At 64.3% G+C, this 25,001-nt stretch carries 28 protein-coding genes; 18 read left to right on the top strand and 10 right to left on the bottom strand.

What is annotated here, in order from left to right; all coding sequences use genetic code 11:
* Window positions 1-288 precede the first annotated feature (288 nt).
* Genes ABIA70_RS21555 through ABIA70_RS21530 form a run of 6 tightly spaced genes read left to right on the top strand, consistent with a single transcriptional unit; the run spans window position 289 to window position 3,249 of the window.
* Window positions 289-720 (top strand): LexA family protein, encoded by a 432-nt coding sequence (locus ABIA70_RS21555; RefSeq protein ID WP_354149633.1) that lies wholly within the window; start codon window positions 289-291, stop codon window positions 718-720.
* Window positions 721-728: 8 nt separating this feature from the next.
* A complete protein-coding gene (locus tag ABIA70_RS21550; RefSeq protein WP_354149632.1) occupies window positions 729-2,027 on the top strand; it encodes a Y-family DNA polymerase in 1,299 nt (432 codons plus the stop codon).
* Window positions 2,028-2,066: 39 nt separating this feature from the next.
* Window positions 2,067-2,381 (top strand): hypothetical protein, encoded by a 315-nt coding sequence (locus ABIA70_RS21545; RefSeq protein ID WP_354149631.1) that lies wholly within the window; start codon window positions 2,067-2,069, stop codon window positions 2,379-2,381.
* Window positions 2,382-2,387: 6 nt separating this feature from the next.
* Window positions 2,388-2,762: a hypothetical protein gene (locus tag ABIA70_RS21540; protein WP_354149630.1), complete on the top strand. Its 375-nt coding sequence runs from the start codon at window positions 2,388-2,390 to the stop codon at window positions 2,760-2,762.
* 43 nt (window positions 2,763-2,805) lie between these two features.
* A complete protein-coding gene (locus ABIA70_RS21535; RefSeq protein ID WP_354149629.1) occupies window positions 2,806-3,078 on the top strand; it encodes a hypothetical protein in 273 nt (90 codons plus the stop codon).
* Window positions 3,079-3,102: 24 nt separating this feature from the next.
* The gene (locus tag ABIA70_RS21530; RefSeq protein ID WP_354149628.1) at window positions 3,103-3,249 is read left to right on the top strand and encodes a hypothetical protein; all 147 of its coding nucleotides are present in this window, start codon (window positions 3,103-3,105) and stop codon (window positions 3,247-3,249) included.
* Window positions 3,250-3,842: 593 nt separating this feature from the next.
* On the opposite strand, the gene ABIA70_RS21525 is transcribed toward ABIA70_RS21530, so the two are convergent.
* The 7 genes from ABIA70_RS21525 to ABIA70_RS21495 form a co-directional block, all read right to left on the bottom strand.
* A complete protein-coding gene (locus ABIA70_RS21525) occupies window positions 3,843-4,226 on the bottom strand; it encodes a ParB family protein (RefSeq protein WP_354149627.1) in 384 nt (127 codons plus the stop codon).
* Window positions 4,223-5,311, bottom strand: a complete 1,089-nt coding sequence (locus ABIA70_RS21520; RefSeq protein WP_354149626.1) for a ParA family protein — start codon at window positions 5,309-5,311, stop codon at window positions 4,223-4,225. Before ABIA70_RS21520 ends, ABIA70_RS21525 begins: the two co-directional genes overlap by 4 nt.
* A gap of 1 nt (window position 5,312) precedes the next feature.
* Entirely contained in the window at window positions 5,313-6,842 is a 1,530-nt protein-coding gene (locus tag ABIA70_RS21515; RefSeq protein ID WP_354149625.1) for a hypothetical protein, read from the bottom strand.
* A 458-nt stretch (window positions 6,843-7,300) separates the two neighbouring features.
* Window positions 7,301-7,504: an acyl-CoA thioesterase family protein gene (locus ABIA70_RS21510; RefSeq protein WP_354149624.1), complete on the bottom strand. Its 204-nt coding sequence runs from the start codon at window positions 7,502-7,504 to the stop codon at window positions 7,301-7,303.
* Window positions 7,505-7,713: 209 nt separating this feature from the next.
* Window positions 7,714-8,022: a hypothetical protein gene (locus tag ABIA70_RS21505; protein ID WP_354149623.1), complete on the bottom strand. Its 309-nt coding sequence runs from the start codon at window positions 8,020-8,022 to the stop codon at window positions 7,714-7,716.
* A gap of 12 nt (window positions 8,023-8,034) precedes the next feature.
* Window positions 8,035-8,799 (bottom strand): hypothetical protein, encoded by a 765-nt coding sequence (locus ABIA70_RS21500; RefSeq protein WP_354149622.1) that lies wholly within the window; start codon window positions 8,797-8,799, stop codon window positions 8,035-8,037.
* Window positions 8,796-9,389 (bottom strand): hypothetical protein, encoded by a 594-nt coding sequence (locus ABIA70_RS21495; protein WP_354149621.1) that lies wholly within the window; start codon window positions 9,387-9,389, stop codon window positions 8,796-8,798. Before ABIA70_RS21495 ends, ABIA70_RS21500 begins: the two co-directional genes overlap by 4 nt.
* Before the next feature lie 354 nt (window positions 9,390-9,743).
* On the opposite strand from ABIA70_RS21495, the gene ABIA70_RS21490 reads away from it, so the two are divergent.
* The 12 genes from ABIA70_RS21490 (at window position 9,744) to ABIA70_RS21435 (ending at window position 22,100) form a co-directional block, all read left to right on the top strand.
* Entirely contained in the window at window positions 9,744-10,811 is a 1,068-nt protein-coding gene (locus ABIA70_RS21490; RefSeq protein WP_354149635.1) for a CHAP domain-containing protein, read from the top strand.
* Complete coding sequence (locus ABIA70_RS21485) at window positions 10,808-11,326, top strand: hypothetical protein (protein ID WP_354149620.1); 519 nt, start codon at window positions 10,808-10,810, stop codon at window positions 11,324-11,326. Before ABIA70_RS21490 ends, ABIA70_RS21485 begins: the two co-directional genes overlap by 4 nt.
* 42 nt (window positions 11,327-11,368) lie before the next feature.
* A complete protein-coding gene (locus ABIA70_RS21480; protein ID WP_354149619.1) occupies window positions 11,369-12,826 on the top strand; it encodes a chromosome partitioning protein ParA in 1,458 nt (485 codons plus the stop codon).
* Between the two features lie 33 nt (window positions 12,827-12,859).
* Complete coding sequence (locus tag ABIA70_RS21475) at window positions 12,860-13,468, top strand: DUF6668 family protein (protein ID WP_354149618.1); 609 nt, start codon at window positions 12,860-12,862, stop codon at window positions 13,466-13,468.
* 11 nt (window positions 13,469-13,479) lie between these two features.
* Entirely contained in the window at window positions 13,480-13,749 is a 270-nt protein-coding gene (locus ABIA70_RS21470; protein ID WP_066435403.1) for a TrbC/VirB2 family protein, read from the top strand.
* Between the two features lie 26 nt (window positions 13,750-13,775).
* Window positions 13,776-14,528, top strand: a complete 753-nt coding sequence (locus ABIA70_RS21465; RefSeq protein ID WP_354149617.1) for a DUF8175 domain-containg protein — start codon at window positions 13,776-13,778, stop codon at window positions 14,526-14,528.
* A gap of 1 nt (window position 14,529) precedes the next feature.
* Window positions 14,530-15,825, top strand: coding sequence for a TrbL/VirB6 family protein (locus ABIA70_RS21460; protein ID WP_354149616.1), 1,296 nt, complete (start codon window positions 14,530-14,532; stop codon window positions 15,823-15,825).
* Window positions 15,812-17,320, top strand: a complete 1,509-nt coding sequence (locus tag ABIA70_RS21455) for an SCO6880 family protein (protein ID WP_354149615.1) — start codon at window positions 15,812-15,814, stop codon at window positions 17,318-17,320. The genes ABIA70_RS21460 and ABIA70_RS21455 overlap by 14 nt, the downstream gene beginning before the upstream one ends.
* A complete protein-coding gene (locus ABIA70_RS21450; protein ID WP_354149614.1) occupies window positions 17,320-18,909 on the top strand; it encodes a helicase HerA domain-containing protein in 1,590 nt (529 codons plus the stop codon). Before ABIA70_RS21455 ends, ABIA70_RS21450 begins: the two co-directional genes overlap by 1 nt.
* Window positions 18,906-20,675: a type IV secretory system conjugative DNA transfer family protein gene (locus ABIA70_RS21445; protein ID WP_354149613.1), complete on the top strand. Its 1,770-nt coding sequence runs from the start codon at window positions 18,906-18,908 to the stop codon at window positions 20,673-20,675. The genes ABIA70_RS21450 and ABIA70_RS21445 overlap by 4 nt, the downstream gene beginning before the upstream one ends.
* Entirely contained in the window at window positions 20,672-21,106 is a 435-nt protein-coding gene (locus ABIA70_RS21440) for a DUF4913 domain-containing protein (protein ID WP_354149612.1), read from the top strand. Before ABIA70_RS21445 ends, ABIA70_RS21440 begins: the two co-directional genes overlap by 4 nt.
* A gap of 100 nt (window positions 21,107-21,206) precedes the next feature.
* A complete protein-coding gene (locus tag ABIA70_RS21435; protein ID WP_354149611.1) occupies window positions 21,207-22,100 on the top strand; it encodes a GIY-YIG nuclease family protein in 894 nt (297 codons plus the stop codon).
* Between the two features lie 129 nt (window positions 22,101-22,229).
* Here ABIA70_RS21435 and ABIA70_RS21430 read toward each other — a convergent pair whose 3' ends face one another.
* The 3 genes from ABIA70_RS21430 to ABIA70_RS21420 form a co-directional block, all read right to left on the bottom strand.
* Entirely contained in the window at window positions 22,230-22,415 is a 186-nt protein-coding gene (locus ABIA70_RS21430) for a hypothetical protein (RefSeq protein WP_354149610.1), read from the bottom strand.
* 221 nt (window positions 22,416-22,636) lie between these two features.
* Window positions 22,637-23,386: a hypothetical protein gene (locus tag ABIA70_RS21425; RefSeq protein WP_354149609.1), complete on the bottom strand. Its 750-nt coding sequence runs from the start codon at window positions 23,384-23,386 to the stop codon at window positions 22,637-22,639.
* Window positions 23,387-23,395: 9 nt separating this feature from the next.
* Entirely contained in the window at window positions 23,396-24,994 is a 1,599-nt protein-coding gene (locus ABIA70_RS21420; protein ID WP_354149608.1) for a relaxase/mobilization nuclease domain-containing protein, read from the bottom strand.
* Between the last annotated feature and the right edge of the window lie 7 nt (window positions 24,995-25,001).

The raw sequence follows: 25,001 nt of genomic DNA, 5'->3' as shown, positions 1-25,001 counted from the left end.
CAAAAGACGTCGTAGACAAGACAGGGCCAGGGCAGGCCGGAGCCCTGCGACGGACAGCACTGGACCCAACAGCCGGCCGCGCCAGCGGACGCCCGTTCTGATCCTGGGCCTAGCCCCCGGGTTGTGCCCATTGTGGACAGGTGGAGCCCTCCGCACAGCTCATAGCTGTCCCCATTGGCGTACAACCCGTCCCGCCGGAGGCCAGTCCGGAAGCTGAATGGTTCTTTTGTCGCCCCGCACCAGTAGACTTGAAATTAATCGAACATATATTCGAATAAAAGGTGTGTTGTGGGCGTTGTTGTGGGTCCCCGCGTGATAGACGCGGGCGCATCGTTGTTGTCGGTGCTGATTTCGCCGGTCGCTGTTGCGGCCGGATATCCCTCGCCCGCGCAGGACTATTTTGATGGCCGGATCGACCTGAACGAGCACCTGATTAAGGACGTCACGAGCACCTATGTTGTGCGGGTCTCCGGGGAGTCAATGGCCGGCGCGGGGATCAGCGACGGTGATGAACTGATCGTCAACCGGGCCCTGGAACCGGTGGACGGGTCCGTGGTCGTTGCGGTCCTGGACGGGGAGCTGACCGTCAAACGGCTGCGGATCACGAGTACCGGGGTCGTCCTGCAGGCGGAGAACCCTGCGTACCCGGATATCCGGGTGCCGTCCTTGTCCGACCTGGTGGTGTGGGGCGTCGTCACCCGATGCCTTCACCACGTCTAGGGCCGGTCATGGCTAAGCCAGCGGTGATGCGGCATCTGCCGCAGATCGCTCATGTGGATGTGAACTGTTTCTATGCCTCGGCAGAGCGGGCGTTCGACCCGTCCCTGGAGGGCCGGCCCGTCATCGTGCTGTCCAACAACGACGGTTGCGCCGTCACCCGGTCCCCCGAGGCCAAGGCCCTCGGCATTGCCATGGGTGAGCCGTGGTTCAAGCTCGCCCCGCGGGCCAAACAATGGGGACTCGTGGCCCTCTCGAGTAACTACGAGCTCTACGGTGACATCAGCGCCCGGGTGATGGAGCTGCTGGGCAGGTACTCCGCCTGGCTGGAGGTCTACAGCATCGACGAGGCCTTCCTCGGCGTCAAAGGCACCCCGGACGAGCTCCTGGCCCTGGGCCGGGACATGAAAGCCGCCGTGAGGCGCAACGTCGGCGTCCCGGTCTGCGTGGGCATCGCACCCACCAAGACCCTGGCGAAGCTGGCCAACAAGTGGGCCAAGAACAACCCCGCCTTCGAGGGGGTCTGCCACTGGGACTCCGTGCCCGCCGCCGACCGGGAAAATCTGATGAGGCGGCTGTCCGTCATTGAGATCTGGGGTGTCGCCACCCGGCTGACCAAACGCCTCAACGCCTTAGGTATTCACTCCATCCTTGACCTGTCCCGGGCCGATCCGGTCATGATCCGGGACCGCTTCTCCGTGGTCATGATGCGCACCGTCCTGGAGCTGCAGGGAACCCCCTGCATCCCGATGGAGGAAGAACGGATCGGCCGGGACCAGCTGATCTTCTCCTGCTCCTTCGCCACCCCGATCACCACCGCGTCCGGGATCCGGCAGGTCATGAGCGTCTACGGCCAGCAGGCCTCGGCCCGGCTGGCCAAACACGGACTCCAGGCCAAGGTCCTCACCGCCTTCGCCGGCACCTCCCACTTCAACCCGAAAGATACTTCCTACCCCTCGGTGTGCGTGCCCCTGCCGATGCCCACCGCGGACCCGGTGATCCTAACCAAGGCCGCCCACGCCCTTCTCCCCCGCATCTGCGAGGGCATCCGGTACGCCCGGGCCGGGATCATGGTCACCGACCTGCGGCCCACCGGCAACCAGGCACCCCTGGCCCTGTTCGAAAACCCGCACGAGGAACGCCACGTCGGAACGCTCCTGGAAGACATCACCCGCCGGTACGGCCGCGGCTCCATCGGCCTGGGCCACGGCGGCATCCGCGGCGGCCCGGACTGGACGATGAAACGGGACATGCTCTCCCCCCGCTACACCACCCACTGGAACGAACTCCCCCTCGTCAAAGCCGCCTAACCCACCCGCATGACCGCACCACGAAAGAACACAAACTCCATGAGCACCATCACCGAAGCCCCTGCCCTGACCCACGATCTTCAGGTCCGGACCGACGCGGCAGGCAAACCCCTCGCCATCCGCCACGGCGGACAGATCTGGCTGGTCGATCCCGACACCGACTCCCAGCACTGGTTCGGGAGAGACGCGTGGTGGAACACCCGGCGCACCGCGGCTGTCGGCAGCGGGGACCTGGTGAGCATCGAATACTGGCAAGTTCAGGTCCGGCTCGGGTCCGACTCGGCCCTGCGGACCTTCACGCTGCGCCGGAACCCGCTCTCGGCTCAGTGGTTGCTGGAAAGCATCAGCGACTAGGCCCCGGTGATCCCTCAAGCGATCAGCGATCAGACCTGGGCCGGGATCCGGACCGAGTTCACGCTGCCTGCCCTCGCGCAGGTCCACCGCCGGCTCTCCGAACTGATGGAGGACCCGGAACCGGTCATGCAGCAGCTCGTGCGTGTCTTCATTGACGACGGGACTTACTGCCCGGGTTTCCAGTTCCTGCCCGGCGGGCAGCTCCAGCCGACTGTCACCGCGCTCTTCCGTCGGGCCATGGAGCTGGACATCCCACACAACTACTTCACCGTCTGGATGGTCACCCCGTCCCGGGCCCTGGCCGGGACCCGGCCCGTCGATCACCTGAAGAAGGACCCCGCTCCCCTGCTCAGGGCGCTGGAAACCTACCGCTGGCGCTGAAGCCGGCCCTTGACGGAACCGGCGGGGTGCGTAGCGTTGGCCCATGGGACTCATCTACGACAACCCGGACCTCGCAGCCGTGACACTGACCCGGCTTGCCGCGGAAGAATCCGAAGGCCCCGGCGCCCTGGAAGGGCGCATGCGGAACTACCTGGACGGCCTCGGACAGCGCAACGGCACCGCGTACCTCGAACTTCTGGCCATCACCCTCGCCCGGGTCCATTTCAAGTCCCTGGACGACCTGGCACGGGCCACCGGGGCAGATGCAGTAGGCCTGCTCGACGTCGCCGAAGTCGAGGCGCTGGAGGGCTTCTAGAGGCGCCGGACATAAGCTGTTCAGGTGGAGATTACCGGCACGATCCAGGCCCCCGACGGCAGCTACGAGCGCGTCAGCGTCCAAGGGGAAAGCTATGAGGATGCCCGCGAAGCCCTCAACGGAAAAATCCCGAATGAACATAAGCTTCTCGTGATCCGTGCGGAGCGCTGATCTGGCTGAACGAGGTAAGGAAGTCTTATCAGCTCAGTCTTCAAGCCCTTGGATTAGCCTCCGAGCGAGTTCAGTCGGCGTGCCAAGGCAGTGACATTGATGCGGCATCCGTTGAGGCCCACTTCGGTCTCCACGCCGTGTACGACCTCCACGAGGCCTATTTCGGTCCACGCAGGATCAAAGGAGTGGCCGAGAAGGACAAGGTTCTTAGCGCGACAGGCGGCGCTGCCGTGGGTGCCCTAGCGCTTGCTCGTGGAGAACGAACGCATCAGTTGGTCACGTTCGCAAGGACAGGCGGATTCGGGGACCTGCCGTATGGCATGGGCCCGTACGGTCCTGGCTGGATCTGGAAGGCACACTCCTGGGACGCCAAGAAGCTGCAGCAACGATCGGACTGGTACAAGTCCCGAGTTAGTATGCGCTATCTCTGGGTCCCTCTTGATGAAGCCTGGCTGTGGTTTAGTGAGCACGCTGACGACGAAGCAGACCGAGCAATACTCTTTCAGTCGTTAAACCTAGAAGAGCCTGCTGTCTGGCCCTCCTAGGCTCCCCAAGGCCAATTGACGGCATTACTGTCAAAGACAGTAATGCTGTCAAAGCTGAATTTTCCGCCCGGGTGCAAGGTTCTGCGCCCCGCCCTCAAACTGGCTGCCTTCGTTGTAGAGGCGTTCTCGTCGTTCCACTTCCATGAGGACTGCACGGGAAATGAAGTCCGACCAGCTCCGGTCCATCTCCTTGCCGCTCGTTCCGGTGTAGGCGGCTTTTGCGCGTCTTAGGTCATCAGCGGCCATGTAGAAAGTGATCTGTTTCGGGGCAGTGTCCGGCAGCGGGCTGGGACGCGACGTCGGAGGGGCCGCAGGTGTGTCGCTGCCGGTGGTCGCTGAGTCCCTGTTTGCTTTCATCAGGTTCTGCACGGCGAGGTTGTCTGCATTCCGACGTGGCGGCAGGCCGATGGGTTTGCGGTTGCTTTCAGTCATGATGCGTTCCTTTCCTCGGCTGCTTCCAGGCGGGCAACGAGTTCATTGGTGATCTGGTACAGGTCTTCAGCGACGTTGGCGGCCGACCGAGGCTGACTCTGGCCGGCTTCGGCTGTACCCTTCAGCACCTCGTACCATTTGGGGGCAGCCTTGACTTGCTCTTCGAGCTCATGGACCAGCACTCCCCTATCGCGGGCTGCCTGGGCCGGAGCTTCCGCGTGCCGCACCATTCCGTTGAATAGCACAGCATCCGTACCAAAGGTTTCTGCTATGGCGTCCCGCGTTGTCCGGTGAACGTTGGTGGCGGTCGAAGATGTGGCAGTGATGATGACGCCGAGCAGGTCCAGGTTCGGGTTGACGTCAATGACCGTATCCAGACGTTTGGCTACGCCGATGAGTCCTTCGCGGCCAGCTTTGTCCGTCTTGGTCGGTACCACTACGTACGAGGCCGCACCAAGGGCTGCAACCTGCAGGGGTTCATTCCCGGGCGGGCAGTCGATGAAGATGATGTCGTATTCGGCCGCGATCGGTGCAAGCGAACGGGCAAGGGCCAGCTTTGCCTTGCTGCCATCTTTACTGCTTTGCGCGATAAGGCCGGCAGCGGCCTGGTCAAGCTCCGCTCCCCCGGGAACGACGTCCAGGTTAGGACGGATGTCTTTGAGTGGCGCCAGCCGCGTCCCGAACATCAGGCTTTGAGCAAGGGCGCTGCCGTCGTCGTCCAGGGTGCCGTGTCTGTAACCAAGATCTAAGCCCAGGTTTCCCTGCGGGTCCATATCTACGAGCAGGACTTTCCACCCGGACACTGCGAGCAGAGCACCCACATTGGCCGTCAGGGTCGTCTTGAGTACTCCGCCCTTGCCGTTGACGAAACCGCAGATACGGTCCATGCCTGTCCGGTCGAACGCTGTTGTTGCTGTCATGTTTCCCACCTTAGTGCAAATACTGTCAATACTGTCAATACTGTCTTTGAAGTCTTTACAGTCAAAGACTTTTTTGCAGTCAATACTGTCTTTGACGGTATTGACGTCTTTACTTGCAATGCTGGTATTGCAGTCAATGAAGGCTTTACTGTCATTCGTCGCCAAGTCAGGCAGCTCGCCACAGCGTCCCGATCAAGTCCACTTCGGTTTCCGAGGGCGGGATCCAGTAGAGATCAGAGTCAGGTTCGTCCACTTCGTGTTCCGCCAATTCGGGCGCGAGGTTCCTGTCCAGCCATGCGTGCCAGGCTGCGCGTTGCTTTCGGTGGGCACTGATCTGCTCTGCGGCGTCGTCAAGCGCACCGAGCCGCCGGGCCAGGGCTGTCAGGCTCGTCCCGGCTGTGATGCTCCAGTGCGCGTGCCGGCGTCCGATCATGTTGTAGCTACTCATGGCGGCCAAGGCCGTTTCGACGGCTGTGCGGCTGAGTCCTGTGGACCGGACGATTGCTGCTGTTGTGGGGGAGAGGCGTCCGCGTTCGATGGATTCGTAGACGAGGGCAGCGACGTCGCCCAGGGCACGGAATACGGGGCGGATGCCATGAATCTTTCCGCTGCGCCAGGACAGTTCCCGGGCAAGTTGTTCAAAGTGCTGGGGGAGTTGGATCACGTATGTGTCGGCGTTGCGGCCGCGGGCATCGGCAATTTTGGTCAGGATGCCGTCTGAAGCTTGTTCAAGCATCGGAAGCAGTCTGGAGATGGTGCCGTGGTGCTTGCCCAGTGCAGTGGCGAAGGTACGGCAGCCTACGTCCAGCACGTCGGTTTCCATGGTTCGCATGTAGCCGAGTACTGCGCGCAGCAGCAGGCGCAGGCTGAGGCCTTCGCGTCCGCGTTCTTTGAATCTGTGGTCCAGCACTGCGTACAGGACATTTTCAAGATCGTTTACGAGCTGGTGTGCAGCAGCTTTGCTGGTGGTTCTACTGGCCCCCCCTGTGGGTATTGGTTGGCTTGTGTCGTTAATACGGGCATTCCTTTTGCCCGTTGCCGGGGTTCCCGTTTTCTGGATCCAGCGGCAGGCCTCGGCCCACTCTTTATCGAGGAGGCGTTCCTGCCGGCGGGCGTCGGTGTAGAGGGCTGCGAGGCCGGGGAGCTGGCCGCCTAGCTCGAGGCGGACCTGGTCCAGGGTCCAGCCACAGGATGCGAAGTGGTTCAGCACTGCCATGCGGGCCTCCGACGGGCTGGCGTACCGGGCGGTGTCGTACAGGCCGGTACGGGCCGTCAGGCGCAGGGGGGACTGGCTTCCGCCAAACGGGACCGGACCAAAACCAGTCGTCGTCGGGGCTGCCAGCTTGGCGGCGCGGGCCTTTAGCTCGCGTGCACGTTTGAGCTCCGGTGCCAGATGGCGTCGGAGGGCCGCGACAGCGTGGACAGGGTTGCGGCGTCGCAGCACGTCGTATGCCTCGCTGAGGGGCGTGACGAGTGTCTGGTGGCCGCCGCGTTTGTGGGCGCTTCCCGGGACCCGAATACAGCCGTCAGTGACGTTCTGGTGCGGGCTGGGGTCAAGGCTGGCTGCTATCCGTGCAAGGGCTTCGACCAGCTCACGCGCCGCTGGTGCTTCCATGCGCTCAGCCAGGGGAATGTAGAGATGGCGTCCGCCACTGGGGGAGTAGTCCGCGATGTAGCGGATACCGCAGCCTTCCAAGATGCTCCCGAGGTGTCGGGCATCGTCGTCGACGACGCCCTGAAGCGCTTTGGAAGTGTCCAGGTCAAGGCAGAGAGTCGCAACGGAGCCATCTGCTCCGTGAATGGGAACGGCCGCCGGCTGTTTCGGCAGGGAAGCGGTGATCCGGGGAGGGTTTAGCGGCCGCGGATACTGGAATCGCCCGCCGATCCATCGTCCCGGTCGGTAAGTCGGTGCTCCAGCGATTAAGGGAGCGAGAGCCCATGCCATAGCGGGCGTGACTTGACGCGCGGATTGCAGCGCGTCAGTTATTGACGGCAGGGTCGCGACAGGTACCATAGACAACAGCTAGTCCTTTCGGGGTATAGCAAATGGAGCGCCCCTCGCGGGGAACTTGTTAAGTTCAGATCGTTGTCCGCCAAGATTCGGATCTGAACGTCATACTTTTTGAAGGCCCGCCTAGTGCGGGCCTTCAGTCTTTAACTGGCCTTAGCGATAGGCAGGGACTCCTGGCCTTCTAGGGCATCAAGGTCGATGGTGCTTAGGTGCTCGTGCAACAGCCGCGCGAGCAGCTCGGAGCGGCTCTCAGAGGTTATTTCGACAACCCTGGTGAGCTTTATGGCATCCGCGCGCGGAATCTTGGATGTGACGGTCAGACGATCGCCCTTATGCATCTGTGCCATGGATCCTCCTAAGTTTTGTGTACCGAGCACCAGCCAATATCAATCAGATTGCCTTAAGTGGGATATTGGCGTCGTGTCGCGACAATATCCGCGGAACCCGTCATGGGACGCCGTGGCCGCCATCGACCGGGTGGGCAATCAAAAAAGTCATGACTCAAATATGTCACAACCTCGCAAAATTTTAGATATGGGGCGTTTGTCGGCGCGGTTCAGCGCTTCCAGGCCCGTCGAACGATGGCTTCGACGTCAGCAGCATCGGCATATGCGCGGCCGCTGGCGTTCCGTGCGCCACGGAACAGGTTTCTGGTTGCCAGGAGTGAGCGGAAGTACTGTCCGCGGCGGTCGATTCGTCGGGCCTGGACGCCGAGGAACCTTGCGGCTTCCCGTCGGTTCATCCCGGCGCCGATGCAGATTTTCACTGCTTCGAAGATGACCCGGTACGCGGCTTCGTTTTCATTGTTGACCTCGGCGAGGATGCGTTTGACGGCCTGTTGGGCATCTTGCGGCGTGGGGTTCATGAGGCAGCCTTTCTAGTCGATGGAGAGGGCTGAGCCGAGCTCAGTCTGTGCAGCGCGGTTTTTCCGGGCGTAGGCGAAGAGTGCCAGGCCGATCACTACGAAGGCCGTGGAGACATAGGAAACGATCATGAAGAGGTAGGTGGCGTCGCCGGTCGCGCTCAGCTCGACCGGATAGGTGAAGGCGCGTACCAGTGACAGCGCAAAGCCGGCAGCGATCAGTCCGGACGCGATCCGGCCGATTCTCAGTGGATTCTTACGGGAGTCCTTGAAGGCGGGCTTGATGAGGGGGAAGACGATGTAGGCGACGTAGGCCAGCACGAGCCATGTATTCAGGCGCACGCTCGGCTGAGCAGCGTAGTCCAGCAGCTGCGGTGACGGGTTTGGGGCTTTGGTCGCCAGGAGGGTGCCCAGCAGGCCGGTGGCGACGATACCGAGCATGGCCGCTCCCGGCGCCCCGACAGTCCACCGGCGGGCAAACGGTGAGGCGTAGGCAGTGCTGAGGTGCCCGCCCAGGAACGCGACGGCGACGAGGGCGAAGTATTTGGAGATCAGGTCGGTGCCGTTGGTGAGCGGCACAAGTGCTTCCACGCCCATGTAGACCGGGGGCAGGAGCAGGAGATAGGCGAGAGTCAGGAAGATGCCCGACAGGGCGATGCTGCTGGCTTTCCCCTGCAGTGCGTGCTGGTGTCCCAGCACGGGAGTGTTGATGCGTTTGAAGGTCAGGCTGCCCAGAAGAATAAGCATCAAACTTACCGGGACGACGGTGAGCGGGTTCATCCCAGGAGTTCCGTCATTTTCTCCGCGTATTCGCGGGCTTCCTTCCGCTGCTTCACCCGCCGCTGCAGTAGATGAATCCGGGCAGAAATGGCCTCGACCAAAACATCGTCGGAAACTTCCAGCAGCTCATCCTCGCGAGCCCTGATCTGCCAGCCGCCTTCGGCCGGCGTGATCAATTCCGTCACCACAAGTCCGGTGGCGAACGAGCCTCCACCTGCTCGTGAGGCTGCAATCGCCAAAGACGGGTTCAGCTTGTTTTCGGTGAGTTGGGTGGCGATGTAGGTAAGCGCCATGCCTGTTTCCTGGGACATTTGCTGGCGAATGTCCCCCGGGTCGATGGAGTCGATCCAAGTCCGGACTGAGCCGTCATGCGGGAAGGGGATGAGGTCGATTCCCTTGCGGAGCTCGCGGGGATAGTGCTTCTTAGACGTGCGGAACTGTAGCTCGGCCATGAGGTCGGCGTGATGGACCTGGCTCAAGATCTCGGCGGAGGACGGTTCTATGGGCCGGGTCTTGATGACCTGGTACGGACTGAAGACGCTGAGCGCGTCGATGACGTTTATTCCGGTGGCCCTGGCGATGGCAATCACGGTGGACTCTGCAACGTTTCCGCGCCTGAGCTGGTTGTTTAGAGTGCCCCGATTTATACCGGTCAACGCACTCAGCGCAGTCGGGGAGGGGCTGAGGGATCGCCCTTCCAACCACTCCCGAAATTCGGCGGCTGAGACAGGCACGGACACTCCTTAGACAAAGGGCATGAGACAAGCGCGGGTGATCAATACCTGTTAGGATTGAACCAATAATTAAACAAACTCAGATAATTCAAACCTTGTATTAATCCATCGTAGCTTCTGGGATCGAGTTTAGCCGGGGCCCGCCTACGATCCATGACCGCAAGGCAGTACCAGCACACAAGCGCAGGGGGAAGCGTGAAGCCGTCCAAGATGCTCAGCACCGGAGCCGCCGTAGCGGTACCCGTGGTGCTGACCGGTCTGGTCTTCTCCATGCTGCTGTTGCTGGCCCCCGCCAAACCGGCGGCGGCTGACTGCGGACCGGCCGTTTCCGTCGTCATCGACGGCAGCACCAAAGTTGACGGCTATACCCAGGAACAGCTCAAGAATGCCGCAGCGATCATGGGCGCCGGAAAGGCGCAGGACTTGTCTGTCAACGGGCAGGTCATCAGCGTGATGGTGGCTCTGGGGGAGTCGGGGTTGCGGGTCCTGGATAGCGGCGACGGCGCCGGCCCGGACTCCCGCGGGTTGTTTCAGCAGCGCGACAACGGCGCGTGGGGTTCCTACGCAGACCGCATGAACCCCACCACGAGCGCAACGAACTTCATCAAAGCCCTGAAAAGCGTGACCGGCTGGGAGCTGCTGGAACCGACCATTGCCGGCAACAGGGTCCAGCGCAACGCCGATCCCTACCACTACCAGAAGTACTTGCCGGAGGCCGTCAAACTCGTCCAGGCGCTCTCTAACTCGAAGTTCTCCCTGCGGGGCAGCGACTGCGCTGTCCCCGGACAGTCCGGCGCGGGGGATGACTACCCGTGGAAGAACTCCCCGACCTGGCTACAGGCCGGCGCAAACGCGGCCAGCACCTCGCCGCTGGGCATGTACTACCGCGAGTGCGTGGACTTCGCCCTCTGGCGGGTCAACCAGCAGATGGGTTCGACGAAAGCTCCTTTCAAGTTCCTCAACGGCTCCTTCCGCCCCGACGGACAGGGGCTCGGCTCGGCCCTGACCTGGAAGGCCGGCTGGGACGCCAAGGGCTGGGACTCCGGCAGCACACCCCGGGTCGGCGCCGTTGTCTGGTACGCCCCCGGCGCCGGGGGAGCGGACCCGAACTTCGGCCACGTCGCGGTGGTCAAAGAAGTCAAGGACAACGGAACCTACGTCGAAGAGGGCTACAACGGCAACCCGGCCCCGGCGGACCACAGCTACTACACCCGGACAGTGACCAACACTGTCCCTTCAGCTTTCCTGTACCTGCCCACCCCAGAGGAGAAAAAGTGAAAAAGCCCCTGACACTGCTCGCCGTGGCGCTGCTCTGCGCGTCCTGCGCACCGGCAGGCAACACCACGACAGCGCCGTCGTCATCAGCGGCCGCCAGCCCCACCTCATCCGCGCCGGTCTCCCTGAGCGCCAACAGCGGACCCCAGGCACCGGGCGGCACTATCCCCGCCACCATCGGCATTACCTGGGATCAGGCCAGCAAGGACGAGGCCGTGGACGTCGCAGAGAACGCCATGACGGACTTCGCCCGCCCAGCCATGGAGGAAAAGCAGTGGGCCAATGACCTCGCCCGGTGGCTGACTCCGCAGGCGACCGCTGACTACTCGGCAGTGGACCCGGCCAACATCCCGGCCAGCCGCGTCACCGGTGCCGCCACCCTCGCCGTCGATGAGGCCAACGGATTCGGCGTCATGGCAGCGGTCCCCACCAACGCCGGGACGTACACGGTGCAGCTGCTCCGCATCGGCAAGGACGCCCCGTGGAAGGTCAACCGACTCACCCCGCCCTCGTCCTAAACGCCGCACCCCTCCACCTCACACACGTAAAGGAAGAAGCTCATGGGTAGTACACCAACCGAAGTCATGGCCTTTCCCAACATCCGGGCCATCGTCCGCGACAACGGAACCGCCGAGGTCATCGTCGCGGGCAACTCGCGCATCGTTCCTGCCGGAGACTCAGTGCAGGAACTGCGCAACAACGCCCTGGCCCTCATCGTCGGCGAAGCGCAGACCCTCCAGCGCCCCGTCCGGGTCCGCATCGAGGACCCCGAAGGCCACGGCGAACTCATCGTGCACCCGGACAACAAGATCGAATCCGTCTCCTACGAGCCGACTCCGGCCCGCCGCCGGGCAGAAGCCCCCGAAACCACACCCACGACCGCAGCGCCGGCCGTCATTGATACCGTCCCCGCACCCGCACCGGAGCCCGCGGCCGCTCCTGCAGAGTCGGCGCCAGCTCCTGCCCCTGCAGCGCCAGCGGACGCCCAGCCGTGGCCGACCGCCCCCGCGACGGCCACCCCGGAACTGCAGAGAGTTGCCGTTGTTGAGGAAGCCGCGCCGACGCGACGCAGCCTGAAGGAAACTTCATTCCTGGTCAGCGCCCCGGTGCTGGAACCTGCCACCCAGGGCTGGCGCGGAACACTCTCGCGTCTGGGACTGCGGATGGACCCCTCCGAGGAAGAACTCACCGAAAGGGAAGATATCCGCACGGTCAGCCAGCACTGGCCCGGCCCCCGGACCATTGCCGTGGTGAACCGCAAGGGCGGGGCGAACAAGACTCCCACCGTGGTGATGCTCTCGGCCATCCTCGCCCGCTACAGCGGCGCCGCCACGGTCGCATGGGACAACAACGAATCCCAAGGCACCCTCGGGTGGCGGACCGAAAAAGGCTCCCACGACCGCAGCGTCCTGGACCTGATCGACGCCTCCACCGAACTGCTCTCCCCGTCCACGAACGCCGCCGAAATCGCCAAGTTCGTCCACCACCAGACCGCCGACAAGTTCGATGTCCTGCGCTCGGATGAAAACGAAGAAGGCGACCACGAAGTCACCGCCGAGGAAGTCGACATCGCCCATCAGGTCCTCACCCGCTACTACCGGCTCGTGGTCATGGACTCCGGCAACACCGCCCGCGCCGCGAACTGGCGCCGGATGATCGACCACACCAACCAGCTCGTCGTCCCCGTCACCGCCATCGAGGACCGCGCCGAAGCCGCCCGACTGACGCTGCAGACCCTGGAATCCCGCGGCGGCCACGACGCGGAACTGGCCCGCAACGCCGTCGTCATCGTCTCCGAGTCCACCGACGCCAAGCGCAGCATGAGCGGCGAGGCCCTGAAACGGGCCAAGGACGAGGCCCAGCGCATCGCTGACGGCTTCGCACCCTTCGTCCGTGCGGTCGTCCGGATTCCTTACGACCCTGCCCTGGTCAACGGACCCATCCGCTACGAAGCCCTTCAACCCGCCACCCAGCGGGCATGGCTCGCGGCCGCAGCCGCCGTCGCCGCCGGCTTCTAAACCACCCACCAACGGACTTCGAGAGGAGGACCCATGCAACAGTCCCTGAACCCCTGGATCACCCGCCCGGCCACCGCCGACGGCGCGGAAACCGCAACTCCGGAGGCGCACGTGCCGCCGGCGGCGGTGATCAGTGAACCGCTCAGGGGAATGGTCGAACCCGACGCCGCAGACCGTCTGGGCCGCCGCACCGTCTCCGGCTCTGCAGCGCTGTGGGTCACCGGCGCCCACGGGGGATCCGGTGAAAGCCGCACCGCTGACCTGATCGGAGGGGCACGGGGCACCGATCACTGCTGGCCGGTCCTCCAGGACGGCAGTAGGCCCCGGGTGCTGCTGGTCTGCCGTGCAGACATGCGGGGCCTGACAGCGGCCCGGAGCGCCCTGACCCAGTGGGCATCAGGCGCGGCACCCGCGGTTGATCTGCTCGGCCTAGCCGTCCTGGCGGACGCACCGGGGAAAACGCCCAAACCCTTGCGGGACTTCGCCGCCATCGTCTGCGGGGGAGCCCCCCGGTCCTGGACCCTGCCCTGGGTCGAAGCCTGGCGACACGGGGAATCCACGTCCCCACCGCCCCGCGAGTACCAACGCTTCATCACCGATTTAGCCGCCCTCTCTACCGACACACCCAGCACCACCAACTGAAAGGTCTCACCATGAACTCCTTCTCCGCATTTGCAGCAAGCGTCATTCCGAACCCGACGCCCACCGTTCCGGAACAGGCCAAAGGCCTGCTGACTGTCCTGAACTGGGCCTCCGGTATCGGCCTGGTCCTCGGCGTCCTGGGCGTCATCATCGTCGGCATCGGCATGGTCATCCAGCTCCGCCGCGGCGAAGGCGGCGAGTCCATCGGCAAACTCGGCTGGGTCCTGGCCGGCTGCATCATCATCACCGGCGCCTCCGGCATCGTCCGCGCCTTCGTCTAAACCCGCAACTACCGGAGAGGTTCATCATGAGCGAATCCACCCACAGCAGCACCGAACGCAGCCCGTTCACCAAGCCCGGATTCATCATCTCGGCCGCCCTGGTCGTCGCACTAATCGCCGCCCTCGTCGTGATTTTCTTCCTCCCCAAGGCAGACAGCACCGCCCAGCCCGCCCCGGCCTCATCAGCGGCCGGTGCCTCCTCGGCGCCATCAAAGTCAGCCGACGCGGCGGGAAAGAGTGTCTGCGGACTGCCCTCAAGCACGGAGACGGCTCTGGGCGCAGCACCGAAGTCTAAGTGGGAACTCGTCGGCAAAATGGCAGCCCCCACTGACCCCAAGACCTTCGGACCGGGCGTGACGGATGGAGATGGGTTCCGCTCGTGCTTCGCAAATTCCCCCACAGGCGCGCTCTACGCGGCCGCCAACATGATCGCCCTTGGCTCGTCCGGGACGCAGGATGAGCTCAAGCTCTCTGAGAAACTTCTGGTGCCCGGCCCCGGACGCGACGCGGCTATTACGAAGGCCAAGACGCGGACATCGACTGCGCGAAGCGGTGAGACCGCTCAGGTCAGCGGCTTCCTGGTCAAGTCCTACAGCCCGGCTGAGGCAGATGTTGATCTGGCTATCAAGCTCCCGAATGGGGCGCTGGCGCATTCAGTCCTTTCGCTTCGCTGGGTAGCCGGTGACTGGAAGGTCAAAGCCTCCGATGACGGCCAGATCTTCAGTGGTGTCGCCCAGCTCAGTGATCTGAGCGGCTTCATCCTCTGGTCGGGTGTCTGACATGGCTGAATGCAGCTTGGGGGACCTGACGTGCGTGGCGGGCAACATCGCCTCGGGGGCAGTCAACGACGCCATAACGAACCTGGCGAAGTCGATCATGGAGGGCATGAGCCAGATGGTGACGACGCTCTCCACTTTCTGGGTGTCCATGCCCACGGCCAACCTCGCATCCCAGGACGGGCTCACCGCCAGTCCTGTGGTCGGGTTCGTCAATTCGGAACTGGGCTACTGGACACTGGCTTTGGCAGTTCTGTCGGTCATCCTTGGGGGCACCCGGATGATCTGGGAGCAGCGTGGGGCGCCGTTGAAGGACCTGCTCCGGTCCCTGCTGACCCTCACGCTGGTGTCCGGCCTCGGACTGGCGGTGATCTCCATTCTGGTGATCGCTGCCGATGCTTTCTCGGCCTCGATTATTGACCGGGCAACCGACGGCAAGGGCTTCGCCCACGCGATGGCCATCCTGGTGATGACGAACCAGACCGGCGTAGGGGTCTTCATTCTGATCATCCTGGGCCTGGTGGGTTTGATTGCCTCGCTGGTGCAGATCGTCCTCATGATCGTCCGCGGCGGAATGCTCGTGATCCTGGCCGGCATCCTTCCGACCACGGCTGCGTTCACCAACACCGAGATGGGACGCCAGTGGTTCCAGAAAGCTATCGGCTGGACCATCGCTTTCATTCTCTACAAGCCCGCCGCGGCCATCGTCTACGCCGTGGCCTTCAAGCTCATGGGATCCTCGGGCGGCAACGTCCTGCTGGGATCCATTACCGGTTTCGCCCTCATGATTGTCGCGTTGCTGGCCCTGCCGGCGTTGATGCGCTTCGTCACCCCGATGGTCGGAGCTGTCGCTTCCGGTTCCGGTGGGGGAGCAGGAGCGGCGGTGGGGGCCATGGCCACCGGTGCTGTGTCGATGGGCCGCTCGGGCAGTGGACGCGGCAACGCATCGCCCACACCGGCCAGCCAGCCAAGCCAGAGCGCCAGCGCACAGGGCAGCAAGGGCGCCGGCGGCAGTAACGGCGGCAACGGCAAACCCACCCCCGGCTCAACTGGCCCCGGAGGGGCGCCCGGCAAGGGCACCACCGGAAGCGCCGCTACCGCCGGGGCAGGCACCTCCGGCTCAGTCGCAGGAGCCGGCGCAGGTTCCGCCGGTGCAGGCGCCGCGTCGGGAGCGGCGAAAGCCGCCGGCCCGGCCGGTATCGCCGTCGCCGCAGGAGCACAAGCAGCGTCAAAGGCCTCTCAGGCCGCACAACAAACCGCGCAGGATTCAACCGGGGAGGGCCCCAGTGGCAGCAATTAATACCGAGTACAAGGAACCGTCCTACGGCAACTGGCGCGTTCCACGCTCCGCAGGGCTGGGAAGCCTGGGCGCGATCGGCACCGGCATTGTCATGACCGGTCTGTTGGCCGGCATCATCACCTTCGCCATCTGGGGCCTGCTGCCGGGCCTGAGCGTCCTTGCCGTCGCCGGACTGCTCGTGCTGCTTCTGACCGTCAAAGACAAGCACGGTCAGTCCATCGTGGACCGGTTCGCTACGCGGACGAACTTCCGGCTCGCCCGTTCCGGCGGGACCAACCTCTATCGTTCCGGCCCGCTCGGGGTCACCGAGTGGGGCATGTTCCAGCTTCCGGGCCTGGCCGCGAAGTCCCGGTTGTACGAGTTCAACGACTCCTACAACCGCCCGTTCGCCATGCTTCACGTCCCCACCACGAACCACTTCACCGTGGTCTTCTCCACCGAACCTGACGGTGCTTCCCTGGTGGATCCGGAACAGGTTGACGCGTGGGTCGCGAACTGGGGCGGCTGGATCGCCGGACTCGGGGATGAAGCCGGGTTGGAGGCCGCGGCCGTGACCGTGGAAACCGCCCCGGACTCCGGCTACCGGCTGCGCAACGAAGTTGAAATGAACATCCACGCCGACGCCCCGGCTGCCGCGAAGGCAATCCTCCGCGAGGTTGTCCGCACGTACCCGGAAGGCTCGGCCACCGTCCGGGCCTGGGTGTCCCTGACGTTCACCGCAGCACTGCGCTCCGGATCCCGGAAGCGCGAACCCGAAGACGTCGCCCGGGACCTGGCATCCCGTATCCCGGGACTTGGTGCCCGACTGCAGGCCACCGGCGCCGGCATCGCCCGACCGATGTCCGCGCAGGAACTCTGCGAGGTCGTCCGGATCGCCTACGACCCGCCCGCGGCATTGATCATTGATGAGGCCCACGCCGCCGGATCCCCGGTCGCCCTCACCTGGGGCGAAGTCGGACCCTCTGCGACGCAGGCGAGCTGGGATGACTACCGGCACGACGGCGCGTTCTCTGCCTCCTGGACCATGACCGGCGCCCCGCGCGGGTCGGTAAATTCCTCGGTTCTCTCCCGTCTGCTGGCCCCGCACGGGGACATCGACCGCAAGCGCGTTTCCCTGCTCTACCGGCCGATGGATTCGGCCCGGGCCGCCGCCGTAGTCGAGCGGGACCAGAACAACGCGAACGTCCGCATCACCTCCGGAGGGCGCCCCTCCGCCCGTGCGCTGGTCGACGCCCGCTCCGCTGCACAAACCGCCCAGGAAGAAGCACAAGGTGCCGGGCTGGTGAACTTCGGCATGGTCGTCACTGCCACCGTCACGGACCCGGCCCGGCTCCCCGATGCGGTCGCCGCCGTGGAACAGACCTCCGGCACCGCCCGGGTGCTGCTGCGCCGTGCCTACGGTTCCCAGGACACCGCGTTTGCCGCGTCCCTGCCGCTCGGACTGGTTCTGCCCAAGCACATCCTGCTGCCCACCGAAATCAGAGAGGCCCTGTAATGCAGAAGCTCTTTCGACGGAAGAAGAAGAATCCGCTCCTTGACGGTGCGGAATCCGAAGCCCGCGACGGCCGCGCGTCCACGGCTCGTCCGGCCCGGGTGCGTGTCCCCGGCTCCCGTGGCTGGGGCGGACGCGGGGGAGGGGCTGCGGCCCTGGTCCCGGCGGTACGTGAATACCGTGGCACGACAGTGCAGGTCTGCGGGCTGTGGCCGTTTTCCTCAGGTACGTCCTCGCCCATGGTCGGCGTCCCGCTGGGCCGGCACGAGGAAACCCAGGCCACGGTCTGCTGTGATCCGATCAGCTGGTTCCAGCGCGCCCACCTGATTTCCAACCCCTCCGCGTTCATCCTCGGCAAGCCGGGTCTGGGCAAATCCACGCTCGTGCGCCGCATGATGCTGGGCCTGTCCGGCCAGGGTGTCCACCCGCTGGTGCTCGGGGACTTGAAGGGCGAACACGTGGACGCCATTAGGGCCATCGGCGGGCAGGTCATCGAACTCGGCCGCGGACGGGGCTACCTGAACATCCTCGATCCGGGACAGGCCATTGAGGTCGCCCAGCTCCTCGAGGAGCGCGGACACCACGAAGCGGCCGTCCGGGTCAGGGCCGATGCCCACGGCCGGCGCCTGAACATGGTCGTTTCCCTCATCACGATCAGCCGGAACAACCCGCCCACGGATCAGGAACAGACCATTTTGGACCGCGCCCTGCGCGTCCTCGATGACTCCTTCGACGGCGTTCCGGTCCTGAAAGACCTGCTCGACGTCATCATCGCCGCCCCGGACGAGCTGCGCCAGGTCGCGCTGGATCGCGGGGACATGACGGTCTATCTGCAGGAAACCCGTGCACTGGAAGCGACCCTGCTCGGCCTGACCGGCGGCGGCAAACTCGGGGAAATCTTCTCCCGACACACCACGAACCCGATGCGGCGTGACCGGGCCGTGGTCTTCGATGTCTCCAGCATTGACGAGACCGAAACAGACCTGCAGGCCGCAGTGCTGCTGGCGTGCTGGTCCTACGGCTTCGGCACCGTCAACGTCGCCAACGCCCTCGCCGACGCGGGGCTGGAACCGCGGCGGAACTACTTCGTCGTCCTGGACGAGCTCTGGCGGGCACTGCGCGCAGGCAAGGGCATGGTGGACCGGGTGGATGCCCTGACCCGCCTCAACCGCTCAGTCGGCGTCGGGCAGGTCATGATTTCCCACACCATGTCCGACCTTCTGGCGCTCCCGGCAGAAGAGGACCGGATGAAGGCCCGCGGCTTCGTTGAACGCTCCGGCATGGTCATCTGCGGCGGGCTTCCCGCCTCCGAAATGCCGCTGCTGACCGCAGCGATCCCGCTCTCGCGGCAGGAACAGCAAAAGCTCATCTCCTGGCAGGACCCGCCCGCATGGGACTCCCGCGGTGGCGACGTCGAACCCCCCGGACGCGGGAAATTCCTGATCAAGGTCGGCGGCCGCCCCGGCATCCCCGTCCAGATCGGCCTGACCTCCATCGAGGCCTCCCTGAACGACACCAACAAGCGCTGGCACGCTCCGGCAGAATCCCTGCTGGAAGCCACCGCCCCGGTCCAGGAAGAGGGTGCAGCATGAGTGCTCCGAACCGGAATGGCACAGGGCTCGGCGACGGGCTGGGGATCTGGCTGGCCATCGGCGCAGCTGTCGTCATTGGGGGCGGCAGCTGGGTCTCGGCACATCTCGGATCCTGGATGGCCGGCCTTGCCTCGCCCCCGGCCCACCCGATTGATCTGGTGGCCGGCCTGGCCAAGGGCCGGGTGCCCTGGCCGGTTCAGTCCACCATCGTCGCCTGCGTGCTCCTCGGAATATTGATTGCCCTGACAGTGACAGTGCTGGTGGTCCGCTCCCGAACAGCGCACAAGCGCACCCGGGTGGATAAGGCCGCCGTCCACATGGGCCGCGGGAAAGACCTCGATCACCTCGGCACCAAGGGGGCCTCGGCCACCGCTGTGCGTCTCGGCGTGGAGAACTCCACGGGGGTGCGGCTTGGCCGCAGCGTCGCCGGGAAGCGCCCGTTGTGGGCCTCCTGGGAGGACATGCTGATCCTCATCGCCGGTCCCCGCACCATGAAGACCACCTCCTACGCCGTCCCGGCAATTCTGGATGCACCCGGCGCCGTGATCGCCACCTCGAACAAGCGTGACATCGTGGATGTAACCCGCCCGATCCGGGCTGAGGCCGGCGCCGTGTGGGTCTTCGATCCGCAGTCCGTCGCCGAAGAGGAACCCACCTGGTGGTGGAACCCGCTCTCCTACGTGAAGAACGAAGCGACGGCCGGGAACCTGGCACAGCACTTCGCCAACGGCTCCCGGGAACCTGGAACCAAACCGGACGCCTACTTCGACCCGGCCGGGCAGAACCTGCTCAAAGCCTTCCTGCTCGCCGCCTCCCTCGACTCCGCCCCGGTCACACAGGTCTACACCTGGTTGACCCGCCCGCACGACGAGGCCCCCGCAGAACTGCTGCGGGCCGCCGGCTATGACCTGCTCTCGGACATGGTGATGGGCCACATCCGCGAACCGGAAAAGCAGCGGGCCGGTGTCTATGGCACCGCCCGGCAAATGGTTTCCTGCCTGACCGACCGCGAGGTCAGCCAATGGGTCACGCCCCTGCGCGACACGACAGTGGACACCGACCCGCGGCCGCAGTTCGTCCCCGAAGACTTCGTGCGCGGCAAAGGCACGCTCTACAGCCTCTCCCGCGAAGGCGTCGGCACAGCCGGCCCCCTCGTCACCGCCCTGACCGTCGCCGTCGTGGAAGCGGCCGAAAAGTACGCCACCTCCCAGCCCGGCGGCCGGCTCGCCACCCCGCTGCTGGGGATCCTGGATGAGGCTGCGAACGTCTGCCGCTGGAAGGCCCTGCCGGACCAGTACAGCCACTACGGCTCCCGCGGGATCATCCTCATGACCATCCTGCAGTCCTGGTCCCAGGGCGTGGAAGTCTGGTCCCTGGAAGGCATGCGGAAACTCTGGTCCGCGTCGAACGTGAAAATCTACGGCGGCGGCGTCTCCGAAGTCGGCTACCTCGATGAACTCTCCCGCCTAATCGGCCAATACAGCTACATCAACGTCTCCCGCAGCCACAGCAAAACCGGGTCCTCCTCCTCCCGGCAGGAGAACAAAGACGAGATCCTGTCCGTGGCCGACCTGACGGCACTGCCCAGGTTCCGGGCCATCCTGCTCGCCTCCGGCGCCCCGGCAACCATGATCGAAACCATTCCGTGGATGAACGGCCCCCACGCCCAGAAGGTCAAGGACTCCCTCGCCGCTCCGAAGCAGCAGCCGCAACAACCGGTGACGGTTCCGGCGCACAACCCCTGGACCGACGGGGCCGGACAATGAGCGAAGACTTCGGAGAGGACACCTTTCCCGATGAAGAAACGCATCCGGCAGGGCCAGAACACTCCCATGGAGAGCCCGCCGCAGAGTTGGTCTATGACAGCGCCATTGAGTTCTTCGTCGAGCTGCTGGCGCCGTCCTACGTCCGGGACGTCAACGAAGGCGCAGAGCTGGCGTGGTGTCCGGAATGGTACAAACACCCCGAGGCCCTGATCCGTATGGAATCCCTGTGGCGGTCCTGGGAACACCTACGCCTGGAGCCGGCGCTGGGGATAAGCAGCTGGTGGCTCAACCACGCAGACCCCCATATGCGTGTACTCATGGACACCAAAGGACCCTTCAAGAAGTGCGCCCATGACAACCGCCATGTTGCCCCCAGCGCCGCCAAGGCGGCTCTGCCTCATGTTGTACCGGAGCCAGGAATCTTCGACTAATGCAGGCAGCGCCGTCGGTAGCTGAGGGAAACGGACCTGTACCGTTCGAACTGGCACCACAAACCGCAGGGGAACACATGGAGCCGGAAGGCGGTATTTCATGCAGGCACTCAAGGTTTCGCGAGTGGTTTGGGAACAAATCGGTCCTTATTACGTCTACGCCCTCATGCAAAAGACAGGACGCGATGAAGACGATTACCGCGTTTTCTACATCGGCAAGGGCACAGGTAACCGGGCCGAGCACCATGCAGCTGAATGGTTTAGGCACGAACAGTACCTCGAAGGGTTAAAGGGCGACGCCAGAGCCAAAGCCGAAAAACACCTGACTGCAAAGCTCCGTGAGGTGCACGAGGCCGGGGGAAATCCGCGTATTCGCATCCTGCAAAGCGGCATCAAGGACGAGGAGGAAGCCTACAAAGCAGAATCAACGGCGATGGAGGCTATTCGGCTCGCTGGGGCGGAGTTGGCCAACGTTGCCCCTCCGCATCACAAGGCCCAGCTTCTGGAAACAATTTCCGGGGCATTGGAGACAGTTTCATTGCGAGCAGACGATCGGCTGGTGTTGCTCAGCATCGGCAAGAAGTTCCCGGGACGGGAAATAAGCGTCGAGCAGGCGCTTTCCCTCCCCAGCCCGGAGGTTCGGGAAAAAACGATCGGAGACTGGACCATTCGGCAGGAGCTCATCGCCGAGTGGTCCCGGGAAGACTCACCATATCGACCTACCCACATCGTTGGGGTTTATGCCGACGTAATGTGCGTCGTTCTTCCAATCGACCACCGATTGATGCACGAGCTCGGCGAGCATGGGCGATTCCCCGTCCCCCACGAATTCGACACCGACGAGACCATCGAGAGGCTTCAGGGCCGCTGCTTGTTGGGTGCGAACGTCCTCTTCAAGAACTTCGCTGCCGGACCCTTTTACGCCGGATCTGATTACCCGGGCAAAAAGGTAACCACTAGGTGGGAGCAGTATCTACGCGAAATAGCGGGCTGAAGCTGTCTACGTAAGAAAGCGAAGTGGGGGACTTTCGTGGTCCCTGAACGCGGCATTTTCGACTGAATCAGCTTCGAAGGCCTTGTGGCTCCCCCCGGGCTTCGGGGGGAGCCACATGTTTAGCCGGGATCAGCCGATTGCAGGGAAGATGCTCAGGGTGATCGTTCCCCAGATCATGAGGGTGACGGAGGTCAACGTCAGGACTCGGAGCGGCATGGGCCAGTTGTGCGGCGAGCCGGATACCTGGATCCGAGGGCAGAGACGGTCAAACAGGACGAGTCCGGCGGCGATAGCGGCCAGGGCGAGCAGGGTCATGGTGAGACCTTTCGTTGTGAGTATTTCGTGATGAGTCGGTCCCGAGGGACGTACTCCCTCACTAGGTGTGCGGCGCAGATTCAAAACGTGCACCCCAGGTGAGCGGCGGCCCGGAGAGCCATCCACTCTCTCTGTGTGCGGCTGAACCTCAGAAAGCACAGACTTGGTAAACAAAAAGGAGGACCGCCGTTGGCGGTCCTCCTTTTTTGTAACATCCGGTCTCAGCGTTCGAGCCCTCCGCGTTCTAGGGTTCTACCCTTGGCGCCTTGCTTGGCCATCTTTGACGTCTTGGCCAACGAGGGTTTCTGCGCGACGGCGGCCGCGGGGTGGGTGCCCTGGTGCTTGTCTGCCAGGAGCCGGGAGTTCACGGCTTCGCGGTCCCCTTTACCTTCCAGGCTTTCGGCCAGCTGCTGGCGCCGTTCTGCGGTATCCCAAGCTGGCTCGCTTCTGTCTGCCCGGTCCTGTCGGTTGGCCCCGGCAACTGCTGCGCCGGCCACGACCTCATCGGTGCGCGCCGCCGCTCCTTTGGTCCGTTCATTTTCGGTCTCAAGGCGGGCTTGCTGTGCCCGGGCGAGGGCCTCGGATACGGAGGCCTCGTCCGCACCGGTGTTGTTCACATCGATGCCGTAACGGCTCTGGACCTGTTCGCCGATTTTCTCGGCCGTCTGCGCAGCTGCGGGGTCGTAGTCCTTCCAAGCCGTGGCCGTCTCGTGAACCCGTTCGATCATTTCGGGGGTGGCTTTGTCCCACCAGTCCTCGCGGGAGACCGGCGCCAGCTGGGCCCGGGCGGCAGCCCGCTGGGCGTCGAAGCGTTCCTGCAGCTCCCGGGCCCGTTGTTCCTCTGCTGCGGCGATGGTGCGCTGTTCCTGTTCGCGCATTCTGGCAAGCTGCTCGCCGATTCGGCTGGCAACCATCAGCCCGGTACGCATCGCCCCGTCCACTGCATCTTCCATTCCGTCTGCTTCGCTCATGCTCTTCCCCTATCGCTCGATGCCTGGATTGTTCTGCTGGTGGGTCTCTTCGGTCCGTGGCTGCGCTCCCTGCAGCTGCGCTGCGTCTGGTCGGGTCAGAACGGGAGGCAACGGTGAGCCGCCTCGTGAACGTTCGACCAGGAGCCTTGATTTAAGGGCTTCCTCGGACGCTTCCGGGTGCTGTTGGCGCAGCGTCTCCATCGACATCGGCTGTGCCTTGAGTGTCTGTGCGTTGGCGCTGGCTTCGACAACCTTGCTGGCCGCCCTGACGGCTGTGGAAAGTCCCCGGACCCGGCGCAGATCGTCCGTGGCCTTGTGCATGTCGTGGATCGCCCGGGCCGTCTGGGCGAGCTGCCGGAACATGAGGGCGTACGCGGCGCGGTCGCTCTTGGAGGTCGCGGCCAGAAGGATCATGGTTGCCCCGCGTGCGGACGGCAGGGACACGGCCGGGCGTCCCGGGTAACGGCGCAGCTGGGCGGACTTGGCGAGTTCTCGGGCGGCGTCTGCGAGCGGTCCCGGTGTCGGTTCGATCCGCTTGGACCATGCACCGAACGCCGCGGAAGTCTCGCGGGCTGCCTGCGCCCAGGCGGCGTGATCATCGTGCGGGGTGGTGGCCAGTTTCTCCCGGAGAGAACTGACGTCGTTGGCGTACTTGCTCCACAGCTCAGCAGATGGCTGCAGCGTCTCCCGGCCGGGGCTTACCGGCCTGCGGTTGCGCGCCGCAGCGTTCCATTCCGCGACAGCGGAAGTAGCTGACTCAGGGGTGCTTTCCCACTCTGCCCGCAGCTTGGGTAGGGCCAGGTCGCGGCCCAACGAATTGCCGCCGAACCACACGGCGCGTTCTCCCTTGCGGGGGCGTTCGGCCACGGAGTAGCCGGTCACGACGTCGGTACGGCCGGCCGCGTAGCGGGGGCGCACGAGCATGCCCTCCTGGCGTGCCCGGCGGACAAACTCAGCCTCATCTGTCGATGCTCCAGCGCAGACGCGCACCTTGCGGGCGAGGCTGTGGCGCTCGACTTCCGGCAGTCCCTGGCGGATGGCTTTGGACTGTTCGGCCGGGGTGAACCCGCGCTCGGCGCGAAGGGTCCCGACAGCGTTCAGTCCGTACTTCTTCTCCAGTGTCCTGGCAGCCTGCTGGGACTTGTACTTGCTCTTCCAGCCGTTCCATTTAGTACCGTCGTCCCGGACCATGCTGGCCACGATGTGGATGTGGTCGTTGCCGTTCTTGCTCAGTCCGTGACGGACCGCAACCCACCGGGCGGGGGCTTTTCCGCCGTCCTCGGTGAAGTCCATTTCCTTCATGAATTCGTTCGCGATGGCGCCCCATCGCTCGTCGCTGAGCTGGCCTTCTTCTGCGGCCAAACTCAGTGAGCAGTGGAAGACGTGTCCGCCTTCTACTTCCGTGTCGAAGAACTGCTTGGCCCGGTCGAGTGCGTTGGCAATATCCAGGGCAGCATCGCGGTTCAGCTCGTTGTCGTCGTGCCAGGCCATGAGCGCCGAATCGCCCGCAACGAGGTGCGGTTCTTCGTGTTCGTTTGCCCGCCCCGGGCCCGCGAGGTAGATCATCAGACCCGCCATGCGGTCGCCCTGGGTGATGTTCGGAATCACGGTGAAA

Source organism: Arthrobacter sp. 754 (assembly GCF_040548695.1).
GTDB lineage: Bacteria > Actinomycetota > Actinomycetes > Actinomycetales > Micrococcaceae > Arthrobacter.
Note: the sequence above shows the minus strand (reverse complement) of the source record. Positions and strands in the feature narration are given on the sequence as shown.